Annotated in this window: 12 protein-coding genes; 2 read left to right on the forward strand and 10 right to left on the reverse strand. The window is 70.0% G+C overall.

The window, feature by feature from the left end; translation table 11 throughout:
• Nucleotides 1-17: 17 nt before the first annotated feature.
• The 4 genes from OG707_RS00305 to OG707_RS00320 are packed head-to-tail and all read right to left on the reverse strand — an operon-like array spanning nt 18 to nt 5389.
• A complete protein-coding gene (locus OG707_RS00305) occupies nt 18-3080 on the reverse strand; it encodes a type I polyketide synthase (RefSeq protein ID WP_329112979.1) in 3063 nt (1020 codons plus the stop codon).
• A 55-nt stretch (nt 3081-3135) separates the two neighbouring features.
• Complete coding sequence (locus tag OG707_RS00310; protein ID WP_329112981.1) at nt 3136-3873, reverse strand: thioesterase II family protein; 738 nt, start codon at nt 3871-3873, stop codon at nt 3136-3138.
• Nucleotides 3870-5120, reverse strand: coding sequence for a cytochrome P450 (locus tag OG707_RS00315; RefSeq protein ID WP_329112983.1), 1251 nt, complete (start codon nt 5118-5120; stop codon nt 3870-3872). The genes OG707_RS00310 and OG707_RS00315 overlap by 4 nt, the downstream gene beginning before the upstream one ends.
• Nucleotides 5117-5389, reverse strand: coding sequence for an acyl carrier protein (locus OG707_RS00320; RefSeq protein ID WP_329112985.1), 273 nt, complete (start codon nt 5387-5389; stop codon nt 5117-5119). The genes OG707_RS00315 and OG707_RS00320 overlap by 4 nt, the downstream gene beginning before the upstream one ends.
• A gap of 337 nt (nt 5390-5726) precedes the next feature.
• Between OG707_RS00320 and OG707_RS00325 the strand changes: the two genes are divergently transcribed.
• On the forward strand, nt 5727-6563 hold the full coding sequence (locus OG707_RS00325; RefSeq protein WP_329112988.1) for a putative nonproteinogenic amino acid hydroxylase: 837 nt from the start codon (nt 5727-5729) through the stop codon (nt 6561-6563).
• Between the two features lie 90 nt (nt 6564-6653).
• Here the strand turns inward: OG707_RS00325 and OG707_RS00330 are convergent, their stop codons facing one another.
• On the reverse strand, nt 6654-7583 hold the full coding sequence (locus tag OG707_RS00330) for a phytanoyl-CoA dioxygenase family protein (RefSeq protein ID WP_329112989.1): 930 nt from the start codon (nt 7581-7583) through the stop codon (nt 6654-6656).
• Nucleotides 7584-7878: 295 nt separating this feature from the next.
• On the opposite strand from OG707_RS00330, the gene OG707_RS00335 reads away from it, so the two are divergent.
• Nucleotides 7879-9198 carry an aminotransferase-like domain-containing protein gene (locus tag OG707_RS00335; RefSeq protein WP_329112991.1) on the forward strand — a complete coding sequence of 440 codons (1320 nt, stop codon included), beginning with the start codon at nt 7879-7881 and terminating at the stop codon, nt 9196-9198.
• A gap of 54 nt (nt 9199-9252) precedes the next feature.
• Here OG707_RS00335 and OG707_RS00340 read toward each other — a convergent pair whose 3' ends face one another.
• The 5 genes from OG707_RS00340 to OG707_RS00360 all read right to left on the reverse strand — a co-directional run bounded on the left by OG707_RS00340 (nt 9253) and on the right by OG707_RS00360 (nt 24648).
• Complete coding sequence (locus OG707_RS00340; protein ID WP_329112993.1) at nt 9253-10014, reverse strand: ABC transporter permease; 762 nt, start codon at nt 10012-10014, stop codon at nt 9253-9255.
• Nucleotides 10011-11006, reverse strand: coding sequence for an ATP-binding cassette domain-containing protein (locus OG707_RS00345; RefSeq protein ID WP_329112995.1), 996 nt, complete (start codon nt 11004-11006; stop codon nt 10011-10013). The genes OG707_RS00340 and OG707_RS00345 overlap by 4 nt, the downstream gene beginning before the upstream one ends.
• Before the next feature lie 133 nt (nt 11007-11139).
• Nucleotides 11140-11844 (reverse strand): thioesterase II family protein, encoded by a 705-nt coding sequence (locus OG707_RS00350; RefSeq protein WP_329112997.1) that lies wholly within the window; start codon nt 11842-11844, stop codon nt 11140-11142.
• Between the two features lie 16 nt (nt 11845-11860).
• Entirely contained in the window at nt 11861-16864 is a 5004-nt protein-coding gene (locus OG707_RS00355; RefSeq protein ID WP_329113000.1) for a non-ribosomal peptide synthetase, read from the reverse strand.
• A gap of 5 nt (nt 16865-16869) precedes the next feature.
• Nucleotides 16870-24648: a non-ribosomal peptide synthetase gene (locus tag OG707_RS00360; RefSeq protein ID WP_329113002.1), complete on the reverse strand. Its 7779-nt coding sequence runs from the start codon at nt 24646-24648 to the stop codon at nt 16870-16872.
• Nucleotides 24649-24657 lie beyond the last annotated feature (9 nt).

The following is a 24657-nucleotide window of genomic DNA, read 5'->3' on the forward strand; positions in this document are numbered from 1 at the left end:
TGGAAGAACGGGTGCGGCTATACGTATCCGCGGTCGATCAGGGCGTAGAGATCGTCGTCGCTGCGGCCTTGCAGGGTCGCTTCCTCCGCCGGCTCCGGGGCGTCGGGCGCCTGGGGTTCGAGGAGGGAGTGGAGCTGGAGCGCGAGCTTGTGCGGGGTGGGGTACGTGAATGCGACGGTGGCAGGCAGCCGGACTCCGGCCACCGCGTTGAGCCGGTTCCGCAGCTCCACGGCCATCGAGGAGTCGAAGCCCAGCGCCTTGAAGGTTTCGGTCGACCGCACCTCGAGGTCGGCGCCCGTCAGACCCGCGCCCTTGGTGCTCAGCAGGGCCGCCGTCTCCGCGCACACGAGCGCGAGGACCGCTGACGGCGAGTCCAGGTCGGCGGGTCGGGGTTGCGGGGCGGGGTCGACGGGGGTGTCGGTGTCGGCGGGTGCTGTCAGCCAGTACCGCTGCCGCTGGAAGGCGTACGTCGGCAGGCCGATCCGCCGCGGCCGGCCTGCGGCGAAGACGGCTTTCCAGTTCACCGGCACACCGCGTACGTGGAGTTCGGCGAGCGAGGCCAGGACCTTGCCCGCGCTCCCGTCGTGCCTGCTCAGGGTGGACACCACGGGGGGCGGACTGGCCAGCACGTCGGCGACTTCCTCCATCGCGACCTGGAGTACGGGATGCGGGCTGACCTCTACGTACACGCCACCGCGCTCCCGCATCAGGTTCTCGACGACCTCGCCGAACCGGACCGTGGAGCGCAGGTTGTCGTACCAGTACGAGGCGTCGAGCACGCGGGGGTCGAGCACTCCTCCGGTGACAGTCGACCGGAACTCCACCGGCGTTTCGCGCGGTGTGACACCCGCGGCGGCCTCGAGCACCCGATCGCGGATGCTTTCCACGTGGTGGGAGTGGGACGCGTACTTGATCCTGACCCGGCGCACCCGGACGCTCTCAGCAGCCGCCAGCGCGGCGAACTCGTCCAGAGCCTCGGGTTCCCCGGAGATCACCACGGACTCCGGCCCGTTGACCGCGGCCACGGACAGCCGTCCGGGCCACCGGCCCAGCCGGTCCTTGACCCATTCCAGAGGTGCGGCCACCGCGGTCATTCCGCCAGGGGTGGTCAGAGCGGCCAGAGCATGGGTGCGCCGGGCAACGATCCGCGCCGCGTCCTCGAGAGAGAGCGCACCCGACGCGCACGCCGCGGCAATCTCTCCCTGCGAATGCCCCACGACCACATCGGGCACCACGCCCCACGACCGCCACAACTCCGCGAGCGACACCATCATCGCGAACAGCGCGGGCTGGACCACGGTGTCCCCGCGATCCAGCGACGGCGCCGAGTCCGCGCCGGTCACCAGGTCGACCAGCGACCAGTCCAGCCAGGGAGCCAGAGCACGCGCGCACGCGTCGATTGAGCGGGCGAAGACCTCCGACTCCGCGTACAACTGCCGCCCCATGCCGAGCCATTGGGAACCCTGCCCGGGAAAAACGAAGACGAGCGGACCCGACCGGCCCGTGGCCACCCCGCGCACCACCCGTGCCGCAGCGTTGCCCGCCGACACCAGGTCGAGGCCGGCCAGCGCCTCCTCGCGGTCTCCTGCCAGGACCACCGCCCGGTGCTCGAACGACGACCGTGTGGCCACCAGGGAGTGCCCCACATCGGCCGCCGACAGTGACGCGTCTTCGGCCACGAGCTCCCGCAGCCGGGCCGCCTGCTCGCGCAGGGCGGGCTCCGAGCGTGCCGACAGCACCCACGGCACCACGCCGAGGTCGCCGGTGGAGGGGGGCTCCATGACCGCATCGGGGGCCTGTTCGAGGATCACGTGGGCGTTGGTGCCGCCCATCCCGATCGACGAGACTCCCGCCCGTCGTGGCCTGCCCGGCTCGCCCGGCCAGGGGCGTACCGCGCGGAGGACTTCGAAGTCCTCGTGGAAGTCGGGGATGGCGGGGTTCGGGGAGCGGAAGTTCGGATTCGGGACGAGGCGGGCGCGGTCCACGCAGAGCGCGGCCTTCACGAAGCCGACGATTCCGGCGGCGGGCTCCAGATGCCCGACGTTCGCCTTCGCCGAGCCGATCACCAGGGTGCGGCTGCGTCCGGCCTCCTGGATCACCTGGCGCAGACCGGCTGTCTCCGCCGGATCACCGCGCCGGGTGCCGGTGCCGTGGGCCTCCACGTAGTCGATGCCGTCGAACGGCACGTCCGCGCTCCGGAGAGCCGACCGTACGGCCGCCGCCTGCCCGGTGGGGCTGGGGTCCGGCATCCGTGGGGATGCGCCCGCACCTGCGACACCCCAGCCGCGTACCACCGCGTAGATGTGATCGCCGTCGGCGACGGCGAGGTCGAGCCGCTTCAGCAGCACGAACGCCCCGCCCTCCCCGCGGATGAAGCCGTTGGCCCGTTCGTCGAAGGGGAAGCAGCGGCCGTCCGGCGACAGGGCGCCCAGATTGGCCAGGCCGATGCCCGCTTCCGGGTCGACGATCTGGTGCACACCGCCGGCGATCGCCAGGTCGACGGCGCCGGACCGTATCCGCTCGCAGGTCAGCGCCAGCGACACCAGGGAGGAGGACTGGCCCGAGTCCGCGCAGAAGCTCATACCGCGTACGTCGAAGAGATTCGAGATGCGGTTCGCGATCAGAGCGCCGCTGGAGCCGAGCGCGGCGTAGTGGTCGTCCTGGTCGCTCCCGGAGAGTTTGCGCAGCAGCTCGTACCCGGAGGGCGCGGCGCCGACCACGACATCGATCTCGCGGCCCGCGAGGTCGGCCGCCGGGACGCGCGCGTCTTCGACCGCCTCCCAGGCGAGCTCGAGGCCCAGGCGCTGAACCGGGTCCATGGCGGCCGCTTCGGCCGGTCCCGTGCCGAAGAATCCGGCGTCGAACCCGTCGATGGAGTCGAGGAACGAACCCGAGCCCAGGGTGGCGGCGTCCGGATGGGACGCGTACCGGGAGTTCGCGTCGGCCGCCCGTGGCCCCGGGAACGTTCCGATCGTCGAACGCCCTTCCAGGAGCAGACTCCAGAACTCGGCCAGGTTCTGCACACCGGGAAAGCGGCACGACATCCCGATCACGGCAATGTCGGCGGCTGCGCCACTCATACGCGTTCCTTCCGGTTCCCTCGGTGTACGGCTGTCACGGGCGGATGCACTGCGCTCACCGCCAGCAGGTCAACAACTTCCGCAGCTCGTCCGGCGCGTCCATGAAGTCGTAGTGGCCGCCGTCGATCTCCCGGAACTCGACCGAGTCCGCGTACTGGCGCCACCCCTGGAGCTCCTCGAGGCTCACGTCGGGGTCGTCCCGCCAGTGCAGTACGACGACGGGGCAGTCCACGGCGACCGGCTTCTCACGCCGGTACGCACCGGCTGCCGCGTGATCGCGCAGCAGCACCATGAGGCCAAGATCGACCATGTCGGGGCGTGGCTCGATGCCCCTGCTGCGGACGAACGCCTCGACCTCGGCGCGCAGTTCGGACTCGGACATGGTGAGCATCCGGTCGCGCGAGGCGTCGTGCGGTGCCGGCTGGCCCGACACGAACAGACAGTCCGGTGTGGGCAGGCCGAGTTCGGCGAGCCGCAGCACGGTCTCGTACGCGGGCAGGGCCCCGGCGCAGTGTCCGAAGAACGCGAACGGCTCCCCGGTCAGCGGCGTCAGGGGTTCGACGAGCTCGGCGGCGAGGTTCTCGTAGGTGCCGTAGTGCTGATGGCCGAGACGGTTCTCGCGGCCGGGGAACTGCACCGGGCAGACCTCGACGTCGTCGAGCGCGGCCGGCCAGGCGCTGAAGGCGGATGCCCCGGACCCGGAGAAGGGGAAGCAGAAGATCCGGGCGGGGTGGTCGGTGGACGGCGGCCGGACGAACCACGGCGAAGCGGCGGTGGTGGAGCCGGTGGTCATGGCGTCATTCGTTTCTTGGCGACGATGGGGAGGTGGGTCATCCCGGCGATGAAGTACGAGCGCAAGTGCTCGGGCTCACCGGCGAGTTCGATCGAACCGAACCGCTGGAGCAGTTCCTCGAAGAAGATCCGCAGGGTCATCCGGGCCAGGGGCGCCCCGATGCAGAAGTGCGGCCCGAACCCGAAGGCGGCCTGGCGCTTGGCGTTGCTGCGCGTGATGTCGAAGGTGTGCGGGTCGGGGAACTGGGACGCGTCCCGGTTGGCCGACCCGATCCAGGCGACGACCGCGCCGCGGGCCGGGATCGTGCCGCCGGCGATCTGGACGTCGTCGACCGCGTACCGCATGAAGTTGCATGCGGCCGACGACCAGCGCAGCCCCTCCTCCACGAGGTTCGGGATCAGTGTGGGATCCGCCTGCGCCTTCTCGAACTGCTCGGGCCTCTCGATGAGCGCCTGCACGGTGCCCGAAACGGTGTGCGGCGTCGTGACGTTGGCGCCCAGGAGAATGCTGTAGCCGTCGAGGGCGATCTCCTCGTCGGACAGCGGGGCACCGCCGGGAAGGACGTTCATGAGGTGGTGGAGCAGGCTGTCGCCCTCGCTGCCGTCCGACCGCCGCTTCGAGACCCATTCCTTCACGTAGGTGACGAGCTCGTGGTGGGAGATGGCAAGGGTCGCCGCTTCGCTGCCGAGTTTGAAGTGGCGGTCGGAGGGCGCCGTCACCATCGCGGTCAGCTGGACGAGCTCTTCCCAGTCCTGTTCCGGGATGCCCAGGAGCGGGCCCGTGACCATCGCGGGGAGGAGCAGCGCCTGTTCGGCCAGGTCGAAGGGTTCGCCGTCGAGCGCGGGCTGGAGGAAACGTACGACCGTCCCGCGGATCTTGTCCTCCCAGGACTTGACCGCGCGGGCGGTGAGCTTGGAGCCGAGCGGCCGGCGGACCTCGGTGTGCCGGGGCGGGTCGGTGGAGGTCATCAGCACGCCCGCCGCGACGTCGTCCGTCCCGAGGTGGGTGGGCACCGTGCCGCGCTCGGAGGTGAACTCGCGGTGGTCGGCGAGCACGCGGTGGACGTCCTCGTAGCGGGTCACCGACCAGAACTCGCGTCCGTCGGGGAGGACTTGGTGGTGCAGGGGCGCCCTCTCGCGCATGACGTCCCAGACGGGGTGCGGATCGCCCGAGGTGTACAGGTCGAGGTCGAACAGGTCGACGCTGTCGAGGTCGACGTCGCGCGCGGGCCCCGGCGTCAGCCTCACGTGCCGGCCCTCCCCTGCTCGATCAGTTCGGCGACACGGACCGGGGTCTGTGCCAGGTAGAAGTCGCGTACGGACAGCTGGACGCCGTAGGTCTGCGCCACCTGGTCGATGATTTTTATTCCGGTCAGGGAATTGCCGCCGAGTGCGAAGAAGTCGTCCTCGGGGCCGACTTCACGGCCGTCGAGGTGTTCTCCCCACAGCGCGGCGACTTCCAGTGCGAGCGAGGCCGGCGCGCTCGACACCGCGACCTGTCGTTGTGACGATTCCATTGCCACCCTTTCCATTCCTCTGCCGGACGCCTTTGGAATAGGCCTGCGAAGTCACCGCGACGCCAAGGTAGATGGCCGGGGAAACCCCAGGCAAGAGATGACAGCGCAAACCGGCTGCCGGGCAGCGGTTGTCCCGCCGACAGGACAGCGCCGGGCACATCCGCCCCAGCTCAAACCGGGTGTCGACGTGTCGGCGGCACCGGCTTCGCACACCGGCACCGGCAGGGACCGGTCGCATCATTGCCATCCGCATCTGCGGAGAATTATGGTGACGGCCGGTAGAAAACACCAGAAGCATCCGTGTGCGTCCGAAAAACATGTGGTGGAGGGGATTTCCTTGCTCAAGTCGCAACGACTGGCGGTACTACCCATCGACTCGTACGACGTGGAATCCGAGTTGCCCGTCGTGGACGGACATGAATACAGCGGAGAATACGACGTATTCACCTTCGGGTCATGGTCGTCGCATGTCCTGGCCAACGGAACCGGTGCCGAGACCGACAACTCCTTCCGCCCGCACGAGGGCGAACTGTCCCTCACCGAGCTGGGCAAGAAGCTCCCGAACATCATGTCCCTGGTGACCGAGCACTTCCCGTTGGACCGGCTTCAATGGGTGCGCATCTTCGCACTCCGCGACGGAATCATCGCCCCGCACGTCGACTTCCTGGAATGGGCCAAGCCGGGAATCAGGCTGCAGGTTCCGCTGCGCACCAGTGAGGAGTCCCTGCACTCGGAGAACGACTCCGTTTACCACATTCGCCGCGGCGAAGTGTGGAAGATCCACTCGACCGACCCGCATTCGGCGCGCAGTACGTCGTCGACGGCCCGGCTCTCCCTCTGCCTGGACTTCTCGGACACCGGGGAGCCCCTGGAGATCCGCGGGGACATCCCCGCGGAGCTGCCGGTCCGCATCATGGATCGGCCCGAGCCGACCGCGGCGGAGATCGAGGAACTCGTCGCCTCCGGCGCGGACTTCACCCCGGCGACGATGCCGGCCGCCTTCCGCCGGTTCGCCGAGCTCCACTTCGTACGGCAGGCGCACTCCACCGCGGCGTACGACTGGTACATCGAGGCCGCGCGCCGTTCCGGCGACGCCGACCTGGTCGCCAGGGCCGAGAGCTTCCGTATGTACTGCGTCGAGAAGCGCGGCGACGGCGAGGTGTTCGACTGGTGAGCCTGCGCAGGGTGTCCGCCCTGCGCGCACACGGCCCGAGGGCCCGCCGCATACGACTGCGGCGGGCCCTCGGGCCGTGTGCGGCTTCCGTCAGCGGCTGGTGGTGCCCGCGCGCAGACGGTCGATCATGTGCCGGGTCGTCTCGATCGGGCTCTCGGTGACAGCGGCCGTGGACTGCGACGGAAGCGCCGCGTTCAGCACGGCGACCTTGTCGTCCCACTCGTCCTGGCCGTCGAACCCGATCGTCTCGCCCTGCTGGTACGTCGGGAACGGGCGGTAGCTGTTGGTGCCGCTGCGGTCCGATCCGCGCACCAGCAGCGGGTCGAGGTAGACCCCGTCGCCGTGGATCCGCGTGGCGGTCGAGATGTAGCCCATGTCCAGACCGCACCGCCGCTTGGCGGAGGTGTTCGGCTCCGAGCAGTGCAGCAGGTTGGGGTGGTGGATCGAGACGTCGCCCGGCTGGAGCTCGATGTCGACGACGCCGTGCTCCTCGGCCCACTCCCGCACCAGGTTCTCGTCGGAGGACGAGAACAGCATGTTGGCGGTGTCCGTACGGGACGACGGCTTGTGCAGCGGCAGCACGTGGCTGCCGGGGATCATCCGCAGGCAGCCGTTCTCGGTGGTGCTCTCGTCGACGGCCAGCCACACCGTGAGCGCCTCCATCGGGCTCAGCGGCCAGTACGCGCCGTCCTGGTGCCAGAGCACGGGCTGTCCGTCGTACGGGGGCTTGCAGATGTAATGCGCGGTGAAGGACGCCACGTCCGGGCCGAGGAAGAACTCCGCGATGTCCACCAGACGGGATTCGGAGACCAGCCGCGCCCAGAAGGCGTCATTGCGGATCAGCGGGTGGTGGAAGTGCTCGGGACGGAGGTCCGGGTACTTACGTGTCAGCCAGTCGACGTGGGCGGCCACCTCTTCGAGGAGGTCCTTCGGAACGACGTTGCGAATGATGGAGAAACCCTGCTCGGCGTATTCCGCCGCAGCCTTTTCGAGAACGGCATCGCCCACAAGTGTGGTCATGTCTCAGCTCCTTATGAGGTGTCAGGTACCGCTTGCCGCGCGGAACGAGTTCATGGAGCCGCGCATTTCCCTGATACGCAGCTGCTGTGGCCGCTCCCCAACAGTCCCACACTCTGTCCGGCGGCCCTGGGGGTGTCAACGCCCTGATAACTCAAGCCTCTTGGCCGGTGTATTCAAGCCGCCGATACTGTCCTGTCGACGGGACACGCCCTATATTCTTGAGGGCCCCGACGAGGCCGCAGCGGATGAGGATGGCGTGACTATGTCCATGAAACCAGGGCCGATTCGGCTGAATGTGACCGACTTGCACGAGTCGGTCGACGATCCCGCGCTCACCTCCATGACGCTGCTCAACGAGCTCGCGGGAAGATTCCCCGAAGCCGTCTCCTTTTCGGCTGGCCGGCCGTTCGAAGGCTTCTACGACGTAGCGAATCTGTCCCAGCACCTCGCGACGTTCCGACGCCATCTCGAAGAGGACAAAGGCCTTTCCGGGGAGCAGGTGCGGCGCACTTTCTTCCAGTACGGGCGCACCAAAGGGTTTATCCACGAGCTCATAGCGCGCCAGCTCGAGGTCGACGAGGGTCTCACCGTGGACCCGGAGAGCATCGTGGTGACCACCGGCTGCCAGGAGGCGATGCTGCTCCTGCTGCGCGCCCTGGTCCGGGACCCGCGTGACGTGATCCTGGCCGCGACACCCAACTATGTGGGGTTCATCGGCGCGGCCCGGGTGGCCGGCGCTCCGGTCCGCTCCGTACGGGAGCACGACGGCGGCATCGATCTCGAGGACCTGGAGCGGCAGATACGGGCGGCACGGCGCGAGGGGCTGCGGCCGCGCGCCTGTTACGTCGTCCCCGACTTCGCCAACCCGAGCGGCGCGACCATGTCGCTGGTGGACCGGATCGCCCTGCTCCAGCTCGCCGAGCGGGAGCAGATCTTCGTCATCGAGGACAACCCCTACACGCTGTTCCGGGGCAGCGCCCCCCAACTGCCCATGCTCAAGGCGCTGGACGAGCAGCATCAGGTGATCCATCTGGGCTCGTTCGCGAAGTCCGCCTTCGCCGGAGCGCGCGTGGGCTACGTCATCGCGGACCAGACGGTGACGTCGGACGGGGCCCGCCCCGAGCCCCCCATGCTCCTCGCCGACCACCTTGCCAAGCTGAAGAGCATGGTCACGCTGAACACCTCGACGGTCGCCCAGGCGGTCATCGGCGGCTATCTCCTGGAGAACGGGTGCAGCCTGAAGCGCGCCACCGCGCGCGAGGCCGAGGTCTACCGACAGAACCTGGCCACCATGCTGGGCAGTCTGCGGTCCGTCTTCGAGCCGGTGGCGGGCCTGCCGGGTGATGTCTCGTGGAACACGCCGGAGGGCGGGATGTTCGTCGTCCTCACGCTGCCGTTCCCCGCGGACGACGCGATGCTCGAGTACTCGGCCTCGCGGTTCGGCGTGCTGTGGACGCCCATGCACCACTTCTACGGGGGCACCGGCGGCTTCCACCAGGCCCGGCTCTCCTTCAGCGTGCTCACCCCCGAGCAGATCGCCCTGGGTGTCGAGCGGCTCGGTGCGCTCGTCCAGGACCAGCGCGCGAAGCAGCCGGTCGTCGCCGGGCGCGCCTGAACAACACCGAAAGGCCCCCGGACGCCTCGCGTCCGGGGGCCTTCGTGTGTCGGGTCAGGCGCGCTTCTTGAAGGTGGCGACCGCCCACACGTAGCCGAGGAGGGCGATCCCGAGGCACCAGGCGACGGCCGCGACGGTGTCGCCCGTCTGGGGGTTGCCGGCGAGGAGGCCGCGCAGCGTCTCGATGATCGGGGTGAAGGGCTGGTACTCCACGAACTGCTTCACACCGGCACCCATCGTGTCGGCGGGTACGAACGCGCTGCTCAGGAACGGCAGCATGATCAGCGGCACGGTGGCCATGCCCGCGGACTCGACGGTCTTGGCGGCCAGCCCCATGGCGACGGTCAGCCAGCTCGCCGCGAAGCCGAGCAGTACGACCATTCCGAGAACACCGAGCCACTGCACGGCGCTGGCGCCCGGGTCGAAGCCCATCAGGAACGCGACCCCGATGATGGCCGCGCAGGCCACCACGGCGCGCAGCGTGGTCATGATGACGTGGCCGGAGAGCATGGCCCCGCGGGAGACGTCCATGACCTTCAGGCGGTTGATGACACCCTTGGTCATGTCGGAGTTCACCTCGGTCGCGGTGGCTCCGAGTCCGTAGCTGATGGCCATGACGAGCAGGCCGGGTGTCACGTAGTCGATGTACGGGACGCCGACGGAGAAGCCGCCGCCGAGCACCTTCACGAACATCAGCATGAGGACGATGGGGAACAGCACGGCGTTGAACACCGTGACGGGGTTGCGCAGGGTGTGCTTGACGTTGCGGCGCAGCATGATCGCCGAGTCGGCCAGCGTGATCGAGGCAGTGCTCACTGCGCGATCGCCTCCTTGTCCAGGTGCTCGCTCGCAAGCTCGCTCGTGAGGGCCCCGGGTTGTCCGGGCTGTTCGGGCTGTTCGGTCAGGGCCAGGAAGACGTCGTCGAGGTCCGGGGTGTGCACGGAGAAGTCGACGGCGCCGGCGATGGTGTGCTCGTCGAGCCTCGCGAGCAGTCCCTGCAGGGACTTGAGCCCGCTGTCGCTGGGCACCCGGAGGGTCAGCTCCTGCTCGTCGCGCGTGGAGCCGGCCAGCACCCGGGCCGCCTCGTCGAGCGTGTGGACGTCGGCGAACCGCAGCCGGACGTGGGCGCCGGGGATCTGCCGCTTGAGCTCGTCGGCCGTTCCCTGGGCGACCAGGCGGCCGCCGTTGAGGACCGCGATCCGGTCGGCCAACTGGTCGGCCTCTTCCAGGTACTGGGTGGTGAGGAAGATCGTGGTGCCCTCGGCGACCAGCTCCCGCACGATGTCCCACATGGTGCGCCGGCTGCGCGGGTCGAGTCCCGTCGTCGGCTCGTCGAGGAAGATGATCTGCGGGTTGCCGACCAGCGTCATCGCAAGGTCCAGCTTGCGGCGCATGCCTCCGGAGTACGTCGAGGACAGCTTGTCCGCCGACTCCGCCAGATCGAACCGGTCGAGAAGCCCGCCGACCACCTTGTCACTGGAGCGCACCCGTTTCAGGTCCGCCATCAGCTGCAGGTTCTCCCGGCCGGAGAGCAGTTCGTCCACTGCGGCGAACTGCCCGGTCACGCCGATGGCCGCGCGCACCTGCTTGGTGGCGCGCACCACGTCGTGCCCGGCGACTTCAACTGTCCCCGCGTCGGCCGCAAGCAGCGTCGTCAGGACGTTCACCGTTGTGGTCTTGCCCGCCCCGTTCGGGCCGAGCAGCGAGAAGACCGACCCTGCGGCGACTTCGAAGTCGATGCCGTCGAGGACGGCTTTGTCGCCGTACGCCTTGCGCAGCCCGGAAACTGCAATCGCGGAACTCTTCATACCCCTACTCTCCGCGCGGGGCTGACACCGGCCTGTCACACCGCTGACATGGCCTTGGAGTCCTTCTCGATGCCGTGGCAGCGAGAAGGGCACCCGCCGCGGCGGGTGCCCTTCTGGAGAACGCGTTCAGCTTCTACCGACTGCCGGCGGACTCCGACTCGATCAGGTCCAGAATCTCCCGGCCGTGGTCGACGAGGTACATGTGGTCGCCGGGGAACTCCACATAGTTGAAGTCACTCGTGGTCGCGTCCCGCCACTGTTGCGCCTCTTCCGCGGTGACCAGTCCGTCGTGGTCGCCGCGCACCGAGCAGATCGGCACCGACACCGGTTCGTCGGTGCTCGGGACGTATGCCTCGTGCATCTCGCAGTCGGCCTGCAGCGCGGGAAGGATCAGTTCCCGCATCTCGGGGTGGTCGAGCGCCTCGTGCCGGAATCCCGCGAACTCCTCGACCCTGGCGAGGAATTCATCGCCCCGCAGACCTGCCGCCCGCCGCTCGCGCTGGGTCCACGGACCCGGCGAACCGCTGACGATCAGCCGCTCGACGTGGATGCCGCGCGCGCTCAGCAGGTGCACCAGCTCATACGCGAGCACGGCGCCCAGGCTGTGCCCGAAGAGCACGGTCCTGGTCCCCGGGCCGAGGTCGGCGGCGACGGCGTCGACCTCGGTCTTCGCCGCCTCCACGACGTTGCGGTAGGGCTCCTCCAGCAGTCGCCGCTCCCTGCCGGGCAGGTCGACCGTGGCGATCCGCCACCGGTCGCCGGCCAGCTCCCGCCAGGGGTGGAAGAACGACGGTCCCGCTCCTGCGAACGGCACGCACAGCAGTGTGGGTTGAGTCATCTCGGCCGAACTCCCGTCATCCGTTGGTCTGTTCGGCGGCCTGCGCCAGCTTGCGGGCGACGATCTTCATGATCTGGCTCGCCGGTTTGGGCATGTGCAGGTCGTGGTGGGTGGCGTCCACGTCGTACTGCTCGTACGAACCGAGGATGTAGGGCCGCCATTCGGGCCCGTACGACGTGAGCCCGTCGACCTTGTCCAGCGTCGCGTTGAAGTACAGGACGTCGCCGCGGTACACGGGGGTGACGAAACCGCCCATCTTCTGCAGGTTGTTGGCGCCCACCTTCGACATGGTGTCCAGGAAGCTGTCCATGTTGTTGGTGTTCATGAACTGGCCGAAGACTTCCTCGATGTCCGCCCGGTAGAGCTCCTTCGACCGGCCGGACACCTGCTGGAACCCGTTGTCCGCCGTCCCGGTCGCGGGCTGGGTGTCCAGGATGGCCACGAGGTCGACCTGGTGTCCTCGCCGGTCCAGTTCCTCGGCCATGGCGTGGGCGATCGGGCCGCCGAAGGACCAGCCGACGAGGTTGTACGGTCCTTCCGGCTGGATCGCGAGGATCTGGGTGACGTAGTCCTCGACCATCTCCTGCACCGAGTCCGCCATGGGGTCGGTGCCGTTGGAGCCGCGGGACTGCAGGGCGTAGCACGCCCGGTCGGGCACGTGCGGTGCGAAGGTGAAGAACGCCCAGCCGAGGCCGCCGCCTCCGTGGACGAACCACACCGGCTCCTTGCCCGTGCCGGGATCCCTGTTGAGCGGGAGCACGACCCCGAACGAATCGGCGTGGTCGCCGGGGATGCTGCCGATGAGCATCAGCGCGGCCAGCTCGGCCACCGTGGGGTACTGGATGATCGTCCGCAGCGGCATGTCGGCGCCGAACTGCTTGCGGATACGGGCGCTGAGCCGGGTCGCGAGGAGCGAGTGTCCGCCGAGCGCGAAGAAGTCGTCGTTGATGCCGACCCTCTCCAGGCCCAGCAGGTCGCTGAAGAAGCCGCAGAGCTTCTCCTCGTGGGAGTTGCGCGGCTCGCCGGTGCTGACGGTGGAGGTGTGTTCCTTCGGCAGCGCGCTCCGGTCGATCTTGCCGGCCGGGTTCAGCGGGAGCTGGGAGAGCGGTACGACGGCGGCCGGGACCATGTAGTCGGGAAGGCGCCCGCGCAGATACTCGGGCAGTTCCTCGACCAATGGACCGATCGCGATCGCGAGGGCGGGGGCGTTGGCCCGGATCCGCCCGGCGACACCGCTCGGAACGAACACTCCGGTGACGGCCTGCGGCTCGGGCAGCAGTACCGCGTCGAAGTTGTGGACTGCGTCGCCCGACCAGGTGAGGATCACCTCCCGGCCCTTCTCCCGCGCCCAGGCGGCGATGTCCTCGGGATCGACCGGCTTCCCGGCAGGTGCGTCCGTACTGACGACGGCGGCGAAGGTCGCCGCGGCGGCCTCCTCCACCAGACGGGCGTTGGGTATTCCGGTCAACCGCACCGGGCCGCCCGTCCGGGCCGCGAAGCCGCCGAGGCCGGTCAGGTCGGAGACCTCCTGGCCCCAGGTCACCGACTCCACCGCGGACAGGTCGAGTACGCCGGCCGGCTCCTTGTGCAGGACGACCTCGTAACGGTGCCGGGTCAGCGCGTTGTGCGTCGTGCCCGCCTTGAGCCGGATGTCGACGCCGGCGGACCGTCCCGCTGCCCACTCGGCGAACCACTCCGGAGCTACCACCAGCTCCCGCTCGGCGAGCAGCGACTGCTCCACGAGTGCCCGTACCTCTTCATGCGAGGCATAGGGCTGGGAGGCACGCGCCTCGGCAGCCGCCAGCAGCCGCTGCGTCGCAGCGTTGCGGACATCTCCGACGATCAACCGGCCGCCCGGCGCGAGGAGTTGAAGGGCCTGGTCCAGCACCTGGTCCAGGTACTCGGCGCTCGGGAAGTACTGCGCCACCGAGTTGAGTACGACGGTGTCGAACCCGCCCTCGGGCAGCCCGGACACGTCGTCGGCGGCCTGGGCGCTCAGCCGGACCCGGTCCCCGAAGCCGGCCTCGTCGGCCTGCTCCCTGAGACGGTCCACGGCGGTCGACGAGAGGTCAGTGCCCCAGTACTCGTCGACCTCGCCGACGACCTTCGCGAGGAGCAGGCCGGAGCCCACCCCGATCTCCAGCACCCGCCGGGGAGCGAACCGCAGCACCTGTGCCGCCGCCGCGTCCTGCCATTCCCGCAGCTGTACGAGGGGGATCTGCTCGCCGTCGTACACGGTCTGCCACTGCTGGAAGTCCTCGCCCCACGGCTCTTCCCGGGCGTCCGCGAAGCTGTCGTCGAAGACCCGACTCCACTCCCCCACCTGGGCGGCGACGTCGACCACCGCGGCATCCGGGTCGGGCTCGACGTAGGCGACGAGGCGCTGGTCGCCCTTCTGGTCCTCGCGGACCACGACGGCGGCCTGGGAGACCGAGGGGTGTCCGGACAGGACGTGGTCGATCTCGCCGAGTTCGATACGGAAGCCGCGGACCTTGACCTGGGAGTCGGTGCGGCCCATGTACTCGACCTGGCCGTCCTTGTTCCACTTCACCAGGTCCCCGGTGCGGTACATCCGGGTCCCCGGCGCGCCGAACGGGCACGCCACGAACCGCTCGGAGGTCAGCCCCGTCTGCCCGAGGTAGCCGCGCGCCAGGCAGGCTCCGGCGAGGTACAGCTCGCCCGCGACGCCGGGTGCGACCGGGCGCAGCGCCGAGTCGAGTACGTAGACCTGGTTGTTCCAGATGGGCGCGCCGATCGGCACCCGGTCCGCGCCGGGCACGTGCTCCCAGCCGGTGACCTCGACGGTCGCCTCGGTGGGGCCGTACAGGTTGTTCGCCGAGCAGCCCGGCAGCATCTCCACGAATCGGTTGGCGAGCGCGGCCGGGAACGCCTCCGCCGCCACCTCGATCCAGCGCAGGCTGGAGCAGTCGCCGGCCGCGGGCTCGGTGACGAACGCGGACAGCAGCGAGGGCACGAAGAACGCGCCTGTCACGCGCTCGCGCTGGATCAACTCGGCGAGATACGCCGGGTCCCGGCGCCCCTCCGCGCTGGCCACCACGATCGAGGCGCCCATCTGCAGGTTGGAGAACATCTCCGGCACCGACGCGTCGAAGCTCGCGGACGTGCTCATGAGCATGCGGTCGTCGACCGTGACGTCGAAGTGCTCGAGGCCCCAGGCGATCCGGTTCATGATCGAGCGGTGCGCCACGGGCACGCCCTTCGGGCCGCCCGTCGAGCCCGAGGTGAAGATGACGTACGCGGCGTGGTCGGGCGCCAGCTCCCGTACGGGGTTCGTGTCCGGGTACGCGGACACGTCCGGCAGGACTCCGTCGAGGAGCAGCAACGGCTTGGCGCCCGCGAGCACATGCCGTACGCGGTCCTCGGGCAGCTCGGTGTCGAGCGGGACGTACGCCGCACCGGCCTTGACCACGCCGTAGACCGCGACCAGCAGCTCGACCGATCGCGGGATCTTCACCGCGATCAGCTGCTCGGGGCCGGCGCCCTGTTCGATCAGCCAGTGCGCCAGGCGGTTGGCCCTCCGGTTGAACTCGGCGTAACTCAGCGTCTCCTTCTCGGCGATCACCGCCACCGCGTCCGGGGTCCGCTCGACCTGCGCCTCGAAGGCGGCCGGCAGCGTGCCCTCTGCCACCGGATGTGCCGTGTCGTTGACCCGCCGCACGAGCCAGTCCCGCTCGTCCGCCCCTAGCACCTCGATGGTGCTGAGCGGCGCCTGCGGGGCGGCGGCGACCTGCTCCAGGACGCGGGCGAACCGGGCGGCGATCTCCTCGGCCGTGTCGCGGTCGAAGAGCTGGGTCGCGTACATGAGGTCGCCGCGCAGCGTCCCCGAGTCGGTGACGGCGAGGCTGAAGAACAGGTCTGCCAGGGAGGTCTGGGTGAGGAACTGCTCGAACTCCGCCTTGAGGCCGGGGAGTTCGAACTCCGCCTTCTCGAAGCTCTGCCAGGCGAACATCACCTGGAACAGCGGCTGGTACGACGTGGAGCGGTCGGGGTTGATGAGCTCGACCAGCGTCTCGAACGGCACGTCCTGGTGCTCGTACGCGGCGAGGGCCTTGTCCCGCACCTGCGGGAGCAGGTCGACGAAGGACGGGTTGCCGGCGAGGTCGACGCGCAGCACCTGGGTGTTGACGAAGAGCCCGACGAGGTCGGCCAGCGCCTCGTCGGTCCGCCCGGCGATCGGGTTGCCGATCGTCACGTCGTCGCCGCCGCCCAGCTTGCTCAGCAGCACTCCGAGCGCGGTCTGCACGACCATGGCCATGGTCATCCCGCGCTCATCGGCCAGCTTCTGCAGTCCGGCCGCGACCTCGGCCGACACCTCGAGGCCGAGCGAGTCGCCCTGTGAGTTGCGGGTCGCGGGGCGCGGGCGGTCCAGCGGCAGGCTCAACGGCTGCGGTACTCCGCTGAGTTCCTTGCGCCAGTACTCGGCCTGCGCAGCAGCCAGCGAGCCCGGGTCCGTCACATCGCCGAGCAGCTCGCGCTGCCACAGCGCGTAGTCCTTGTACGTCACGGGCAGCGGCTCGAACTCCGGCGCCCTGCCGTCGAGCCGTGCGGTGTAGGCGGTGGTCAGGTCGCGGGCCAGCGGCCCGCCCGAGACGCCGTCGGAGGCGATGTGGTGGATGAGGAGGACCAGGACGTGCTCCTCCGGCGCGCAGCGGAACAGCCGTACGCGGAACGGGATGTCGGCCATCAGGTCGAACCGGTGCGCGATGAACGCGTCGACCGCGCCGCTCAGGTCCTCGGGCGCCACATCGACCACGGGCACGTCCACCGAGGCCTCCGCCGCCCGCAGGATCCGCTGGTGGGGCTCGTCGTTGTCGTCGGTCACGTAAGTGGTGCGCAGGGGCTCGTGCCGGGCGACCACGTCGCGGACCGCGGCGACGAGCGCCGCCTCGTCCAGCGGCCCCGTCAGCCGGAAGGCCGGGGAGATGTTGTAGGTCTCTGCCCCGCCCTCCAGTTGCTGCGTGAGCCACATGCGGCGCTGTGCAAACGAAAGCGGAATCACTGGTTCTACTCCTCTACGATCATCCTGCGGAGAGCGGGGCGAAGGGGCACAGCGGATTCCTCCGACCACGCGGCGAGCGCGGCCACCGTCGGCAGGTCGAAGAGCTTGCGGATGGGGATCTCCGTCCCCATCTCGACGCGGGCGCGGGTGATGAGCCGGGTGGCGAGCAGGGAGTGCCCGCCGAGCTCGAAGAACCCGTCGTCGATACCGACCCGCTCCAGACCCAGCACCTCGCCGAACAGGGCGGCCAGGGTCTCCTCGCGGGCGGTGCGCGGTGCCCGGAAGGGGGTGCTGGAGGTGAGGTCGGGGGCGGGCAGGGCCTTGAGGTCGAGCTTGCCGTTGGGAGACAGCGGCAGCCGGTCGAGGGTGACGTACGCGGCGGGGACCATGTACTCGGGCAGCCGGTCGGCCAGGTGCTCCTGCAGTGCGGCCTGGTCCGGGACGCTCTCGCCGTCGGCCGGGACGAGGTACGCGGCCAGATACGGGGTGGTGTCCCCGGGCTTCTGGGTCACGACCGCGACCTGGGCGATGTGCGGGTGCGTCGTCAGCGCGGCCTCGACCTCGGCGGGTTCGACGCGGTAGCCCCGGATCTTGACCTGGGTGTCGATACGGCCCAGGTGCTGGATTTCGCCGTCGGGGGTCAGGCTCGCGAGGTCGCCCGTGCGGTACATCCGGGAGCCGGGCGGACCGTACGGGTCGGGTACGAAGTGGTCGGCGGTCAGGACGGGTTGGCGGTGGTAGCCGCGTCCCGCCCCGGCCAGGTAGAGCTCGCCCGGGGTGCCCGCGGGCAGCAGGCCGAGTCCGGGGCCGAGGACGTAGGCGCGCACGCCGGGGAAGGGGCGGCCGATGGGCACGCCGTCGGTGTACGGCTCGTCGGGGTCCAGGGTGTGGCCGGTGGCGTAGAAGGTCTCGCTCGGCCCGTAGCTGTTGATGATGCGGGCCTTGGGCCAGCGCGTGCGCACCCGCTCCGCGAGGACCGGGGTCAGCACCTCCCCGGAGATGTTCAGGGCCGTGGGGCTGATGCGGTCGGCGAGCTGGTCGACGAGTTCGGCGAAGGCCGAGGGCACCGAGCAGATGACGTCGACGTCCCAGCTGTCGCGGTCGGCCAACTCCAGTACGTCGCGCACGATTTCGGCGGTGCCGCCGGTGGTGAGTGCGGCGAACGTCTCGAAGGTGGCGACGTCGAAGCCGAACGAGGCGGCGACGAGGACCCGCCGGCCGGACTCCGCTCCGGCGTGGGCGACCAGGGCGTCCACCGCGTTGACGACGGTGCTCTGGGTGACGCCCACGCCCTTGGGTACCCCGGTGGAGCCCGACGTGTAGATGACGTAGGCGAGGTTGTCGGGTCCTGCCTTCGGACGCGGCGGCGCTTCCGTGCCGGCTGCGCCCAGGAAGTCGACGTCGTCGAGTACGAGGACGGGGATGTCCGTCGCGGGGACGAGCCCGCGGGTGCCGGCGTCGGCCAGGATCAGATGCGGCCGGGCGGTGGGCAGGACGTGCGGGAGGCGGGCCGCCGCATAGGCGGGGTCGACGGGCAGATAGGCGCCGCCGGCCTTGAGTACGCCGAGGAGCGCCACGACCACCTTGGTGCTGCGCGGCAGGACCACGCTCACCACGGTCTCCGGGCCCACCCCGCGCCGCGCGAGCTCGACCGCCAACTGCTCGGCGTGCGCGTCCAGTTCGGCGTACGTGAGCGACTCGCCGTCGGCGACCACGGCTACCGCGTCCGGGGTCCGTGCCACCTGTGCCTCGACCCGCTCGATGAGCGTGACGTGCGAGGCGGGGACGGACCGGTCGTTGACCAGCGACAGCAGCCGGTCGCGTTCGGCCGGCTCCACGGCCTCGATCCGCCCGACCCTCAGCCCGGGGTCGGCCGCCAACTGCCGCAGGAAACCGACGAGTCGGGACGCGTACGTCTCCACCGTGTCCCGGTCGAAGACACCGGGCGCGTACTGGATGACGAGCTGGAGGTGCGAGTCCGCCGCGGCGGTGAGGCACAGCGCGTAGTGGTTGCCGGCGAACGGGCGCAGGCCCGTGAAGGTGATCCCGTCCGCGGCGTCGCTCGCGTCCTCCAGTCCCTCCCGGTCGACGGGGTACGACTCGAAGACGACCAGCGTGTCGAAGAGGGACCGGACACCGACGGACTTCTGGATCTCCGGGAGCCCGTAGTAGTGGTGCTCGACCAAGTCGGCCTGGCGGCTCTGCAGCCCCTTGAGGAGATCGCCGACCGTCTCCCCGGGTCCGTACGCCACCCGTACGGGAACGGTGTTGATGAACATCCCGACCATCGACTCGACGTCCGCCACGGCGGGCGGACGCCCGGAGACGGTCGCGCCGAACACCACGTCCTGACGGCCGGTGAGCTGGCCGAGGAGCAGCGCCCAGGCGCCCTGGACGAGGGTGTTGACGGTGATTCCCATGGCGGAGGCGCGGCGGACGAGTTCGCGTGCCTCGTCGAGCGGGAGGTCCACCTCGACCTGGTCGCGGTCGCTGTCCTCCGCGCTCGCCGTGTCGGGCACGAGCAGGGTCGGCTCCTCGAACCCTTCGAGTTCGGCCGCCCAGGCGCGGGCCGCCTCGTTCTCGTCCTGCCGGGTGAGCCAGGCCAGGAAGTCGCCGTAGTCGCGCAGGGCGGGCAGGCCTGACGGGTCGCCGTCGGAGGCGTAGAGCAGGAGCAGGTCCTGCATGAGGAGGGGGGTCGACCAGCCGTCGTACAGCGCGTGATGTGCCGTCAGTACGAGTTCGGGCCGGTCGGGGTCGAGGACGGCGAGGGCGAGGCGGATCAGCGGCGGGTTGTCCGCGGCGAAGTAGTCGGTCTGGTCGTGCTCCAGGAAGCGTTCGAAGGTCTCGGTGCGCTCCGGCTCGTCGGTCGCCGTCAGGTCGAGGTACTGCCAGGGCAGGGTCACCGACTCGGGTACGACCTGTACGAGATCGCCGTCGGCCCGGTCGACGAACGCCGCGCGCAGGGCGGGATAGCGGTCCAGGAGGGCCTGCCCTGCCCGGTGCATCCGCTCCGGGTCGACCCGTCCGGACAGATGGAACACCAACTGGATGTGGTACGGGTCGAACTCGGCCCCGGCCAGCTTCGCCTGGAAGAGGATCCCGGACTGTGCCGGGGTCGCCGGCCACACCTTGGCCAGCGCGCCGAAGCGCCCTTCCCAGGCTTCGATCTCCGCCTGTCCCACCGCGACGAGGGGTACGTCGCTCGGGGTGAGTCCGCCCGCTTCGGGGGTGGTGGCGTGGCGGGCGAGTGCGGTGAGCGCCTCGACCCAGAGTCCGGCCAGCTCGGTGACCTCCTCGCGGGTGAGGACACCGGTGGCGAAGCCGAAGTAGGCGGTCAGTTCGTCGCCGTTGCCGGTGTCGGTGGCCACCGCGTTGATCTCCAGCGCGGAGAGCACCGGCATGTCGGCGTCCGGGGCTGCGATCAGGTCCTGGTGCGTGGTGTCCGGCGCCCAGCCCAGGCCCCGGAGCTCCTCGGGGATGTCCGCACTGGAGGACTTGCCCAGGTAGTTGAAGCCGATCTGCGGCTGCCGGGCTCCCGAAAGGGCGTCGGCGGTACGGGTGTTGAGGCGGCGCAGCAGGCCGTAGCCGAGGCCGTTGTCGGGTATCGCGCGGAGCTGTTCCTTGACCGCCTTGACCGCCCTGCCCGCACCCCTGCCGCCGGCGAACGCGTCGGCCAGGTCGATGCCGGCCACGTCCAGGCGTACGGGGTACATGGCCGTGAACCAGCCGATGGTGCCGGACAGGTCGGCTCCGGGTACGAGGTGCTCCTCGCGGCCGTGGCCCTCCATCCGGACGAGCGTGGACGATCCCTCGGTGCCGCGGCTCCGGCGCCAGCGGGCCAGCGCCAGTGCGAGGCCGGCCAGCAGTCCGTCGTCCACGCCGCCGCGGAAAACGGTCGGCACGGTGTTGAGGAGAGTCGCGGTGACGTCCGCCGGGACCTGTACGCGGACGGTGTCGACGGTGGCCGTCACATCGACGGCGCGGTCCAACTCCCTTGCGCCGAGAACGGGTTCGTCGCCGGTGAGGATCTTCTGCCACACCGGGAGTTCCGCGATCCGTCCGGCATCCGTCGCCTCGTCGGACAGGGCGTGCGCCCAGCGCCGCAGCGAGGTGCCCGCCCCCTCCGGTTCGGTCGTGTCTCCGCTACGGACCCGCTTCCAGGCAGCGACGAGATCGGGCAGCAGGATCCGCCACGACACCCCGTCCACGACGAGGTGGTGGAGCACGATCAGCAGCCGGTCCGCCTCGGTGTCGGAGGTGAACCGGACGAACTGCGCCATGACGCCCGCGTCCGGGTCCAGGCGGTCGGCGGCCGCGTCGAGTTCGGTCTGCGTCGATGCGGCGTCCAGGTACGCGACCGTGTGCAGGAGCCCACCGGCCTCCACACTGCCCGTCGGCTCCATCCGCAGGCCGGGGTTGACCCGGTCGAGACGGGCGCGCAGGACGTCGTGCTGGTCAAGTACCGCCTGCAGAGTCGCGACCAGTCCCGCGCGGTCAATGTCGGCGGGCAGGGTCAGCAGCGCGGACATGCAGAACCGGCCGATACCGCCGCCCAGGGCGAGTACATGTGCTGCTGTCGGTGGCAGTGGTGCCCAGCCGACGCCGCCACCGGGGAGCTCGGCCAGGACTACCCGCTCTTCCTCGGCTCGGCCCTCGACCAGCTCCGCGAGGCGGGCGACCGTACGGTGCTCGAAGATTTCGCGCGTACTGACCATCACGCCGCGCGCCTTGGCGCGGGCGACGACCTGGATGGAGCGGATGCTGTCGCCGCCGCTGGCGAAGAAGTCGTCGTCGACACCGATCTGGCCTGCGCCGAGCACATCGGCGTACACCTCGGCGAGGACGCGTTCGGCCTGGCTGCGCGGGGCCACGTACTCGGCTCCGGCGAACTCCGGCTCGGGCAGCGCCGCCCGGTCGAGCTTGCCGTTCGCCGTCAGGGGCAGTGCGTCGAGGACCATGAGGACGGTCGGCACCATGTAGTCCGGCAGGCGTTTGGCCGCGAACCGCCGCAGGTCCGCCACCGAGACGGTGGCGTTGATGTCGCCCGCTGCGGCTTCGGCGCCCGCCTGCGCAACGTAACCGACGAGCCGTGTGGTGCCGGTGTGGTCCTCGCCGACCGTGACGACGGCGCGGGTGACCGCGGGGTGCTGGGCGAGTACGGTCTCGATCTCGGTGGGCTCGACGCGGATGCCGTTGACCTTGACCTGGTTGTCCGCCCTTCCCGCGTACTTGAGCTGTCCGTTCCTGTCCCACTGCGCCAGGTCGCCGGTACGGTACATCCGCTCCCCGGCGGGGCCGAACGGGCAGGGCACGAACCGCTCCGCGGTGGCCCCGGCGTTCCGGTAGTAGCCGCGGGCGACGCGCCCGGCGACGTACAGCTCGCCGATCACTCCCTGCGGGACCGGTGTGAGCTCCGGTCCCAGGACGTGGGCGCGCATATTGGCGAGCGGCGTTCCGACCGGCACCGCGCCCGTCGTCCCGGTCCCCTGCTGCGGCACGGTGTGGGTGGACGCGTAGAAGCTCTCGGTCTGGCCGTAGGCGTTCATGACGCGGGTCCCCGGCAGGGTCTCGTGCACCCTGTTGACCAGGTCGGAGGAGAGCGCTTCGCCGGCGAAGACGACGGTGTCCACGTCGAGTCGCAGTCCGTCTTCGCCTTCCGTGGCGAGCTGGTCGAGGAGTGCGGAGAAGACGGCCGGGACGGCACTGATGGTGGTGCCGGACCAGCGCTCGCGTTCGCCGAGTTCCAGGACGTCGCGGACGATCTCGACGCTCGCTCCGGCGGTCAGTGCGGTGAAGATCTCGAAGACGGAGACGTCGAAGTTGACCGACGTCGCCGCCAGCATCCGCGATCCCGCCTCGACTCCGGTCCGCCGGCGCAGGTCCAGTACGCCGTTGACGACACTGGCGTGGGTGATGGCGACGCCCTTGGGCGTGCCGGTCGAGCCGGACGTGAACATCACGTACGCGAGGTGGTCGGGCCCGATTCCGGCCCGGGACGCTTCGACGACGGGGCCGTCCAGGTCCAGGTCGAGGTCCAGGTCGTCGAGGTGCAGCACCGGTGCGGTGCACCCCGTCACCGTCTGCGCCGTGTCGTGGTCGGTGAGTACGAGGGCCGGATCGGCCGCACCCAGCAGGAGTTCGACGCGTGCGGCGGGGAAGCCGGGGTCGATCGGCAGATAGGCGCCGCCCGCCTGCAGTACGGCGAGGAGGGCGACGACCAGGTCGGCCGAGCGCGGCAGCGCGACGGCCACCAGGACGTCGGGTCCCACCCCGCGCTCGCGCAGCACGGCGGCCAGCCGGCCCGCGCGGACCTCCAGCTCGCCGTACGAGAACGACGTCTGTCCGCAGACGACGGCCGTCGCCTCCGGGGTGCGCGCCGCCTGTGCGGCCACCAGTTCCGGCACCGTCGCATCGGGTACCGGGACGGTGGTCTCGTTCAGCTCCGCCAGCCGGTCGTGGTCGCCGGCGGAGAGCACGTCGACCGCGCCGAGGCGCGTCGTCGGGTCGGCGACGACCTGCCGCAGGACGCGGACGTACCGCTCGACCAGGCTCTCGGCGGTGGTGTGGTCGAAGAGCTCGGTCGCGTACTCCAGACGCCCGTACGCACGCCCGGAAGGATCCGGGACGAAGTTGAAGAACAGGTCGAACTTGGCGGTCTCGGTGCCCAGCGGCACCGGGACGACCTCAAGACCCGGGACCTCGATCTGCGACCACGCGAACTGCCAGGCCAGCATGACCTGGAACAGCGGCTGATACGCCGTCGTGCGGTCCGGGTTGAGCAGGTCCACCAGGTGCTCGAAGGGCACGTCCTGGTTGTCGTACGCACCGAGCGCCCGCGCGCGCACCTGGGTCAGGAGGTCATCGAACGTCGGGTTCTGCGACAGATCGACCCGCAGCACCCAGGTGTTGGCGAAGAACCCGATCAGGTCCTCCAACTGCTCGTCACCGCGCCCCTCGATCGGACTGCCGATCGTCAGATCGTTCCCCGCACCGAAGTGATGCAGCAGCACCGCCAGCGCGGCCTGCGCCACCATCGGCGCCGTCGCCCCGTGATTGGCCGCCAGCTTCCCGATCCCGGCGACCAGCTCGGGCTCCAGCTCCAGATCGACATGGCCCCCGCGATGACTGGCAAGAGTCGGCCGCGGCCGGTCCAGCGGCAGCACCACGGGCTGCGGAACACCGGCCAACTCACCCCGCCAGTGCTCCAGTTGCTCGGCGGCGACACTGTCCGGGTCGTCCTCCTCGCCCAGCATCTGCCGCTGCCACACCGTGTAGTCCTTGTACTGCACCGACAGCGGCTCCCAGCCGGGCGCCCCACCCTTCTGCCGGGCGGCGTACGCGGTCAGCAGATCCCGCATGAACGGCCCCATCGACGCCCCGTCGGCAGCCACGTGGTGGAAGACGAACACCACCACGTGCTCCTGCTCGGACACCCGGAACACCGTCGTCCGCAACGGCAGGTCCGTGTCCAGTTCGAAGCCCGTGCCGACGAACTCGCGCATCAGGTGGTCCACCGCGTCCTCGGCCGCGTCGACCACCCGGAAGGGGATCTCCGCCTCCTGCGCCGGAAGGATCCGCTGCTCCGGCGTGCCGTCCGCGTTCTCGACCAGCAGCGTGCGCAGGCTCTCGTGCCGGGTGACGACATCCGTGACCGCCGCGGCCAGGGCCATCGTGTCCAGCGGTCCCTTCAGGCGCAGCACGAAGGGAATGTTGTACGTCGCGGACGGCCCCTCCAGACGGTGCAGGAACCACAACCGACGCTGGGCGAAGGACAACGGGATCATCGTGCAGCT

Source organism: Streptomyces sp. NBC_01465, assembly GCF_036227325.1.
Taxonomy (GTDB): domain Bacteria; phylum Actinomycetota; class Actinomycetes; order Streptomycetales; family Streptomycetaceae; genus Streptomyces.

What these genes read in the sequence shown, in the direction of transcription:
- OG707_RS00305 (WP_329112979.1), bottom strand. Translation starts at nt 3,080, where the DNA reads ATGAGTGGCGCAGCCGCCGACATTGCCGTGATCGGGATGTCGTGCCGC.
- OG707_RS00310 (WP_329112981.1), bottom strand. Translation starts at nt 3,873, where the DNA reads ATGACCACCGGCTCCACCACCGCCGCTTCGCCGTGGTTCGTCCGGCCG.
- OG707_RS00320 (WP_329112985.1), bottom strand. Translation starts at nt 5,389, where the DNA reads ATGGAATCGTCACAACGACAGGTCGCGGTGTCGAGCGCGCCGGCCTCG.
- OG707_RS00330 (WP_329112989.1), bottom strand. Translation starts at nt 7,583, where the DNA reads ATGACCACACTTGTGGGCGATGCCGTTCTCGAAAAGGCTGCGGCGGAA.
- OG707_RS00345 (WP_329112995.1), bottom strand. Translation starts at nt 11,006, where the DNA reads ATGAAGAGTTCCGCGATTGCAGTTTCCGGGCTGCGCAAGGCGTACGGC.
- OG707_RS00350 (WP_329112997.1), bottom strand. Translation starts at nt 11,844, where the DNA reads ATGACTCAACCCACACTGCTGTGCGTGCCGTTCGCAGGAGCGGGACCG.
- OG707_RS00360 (WP_329113002.1), bottom strand. Translation starts at nt 24,648, where the DNA reads ATGATCCCGTTGTCCTTCGCCCAGCGTCGGTTGTGGTTCCTGCACCGT.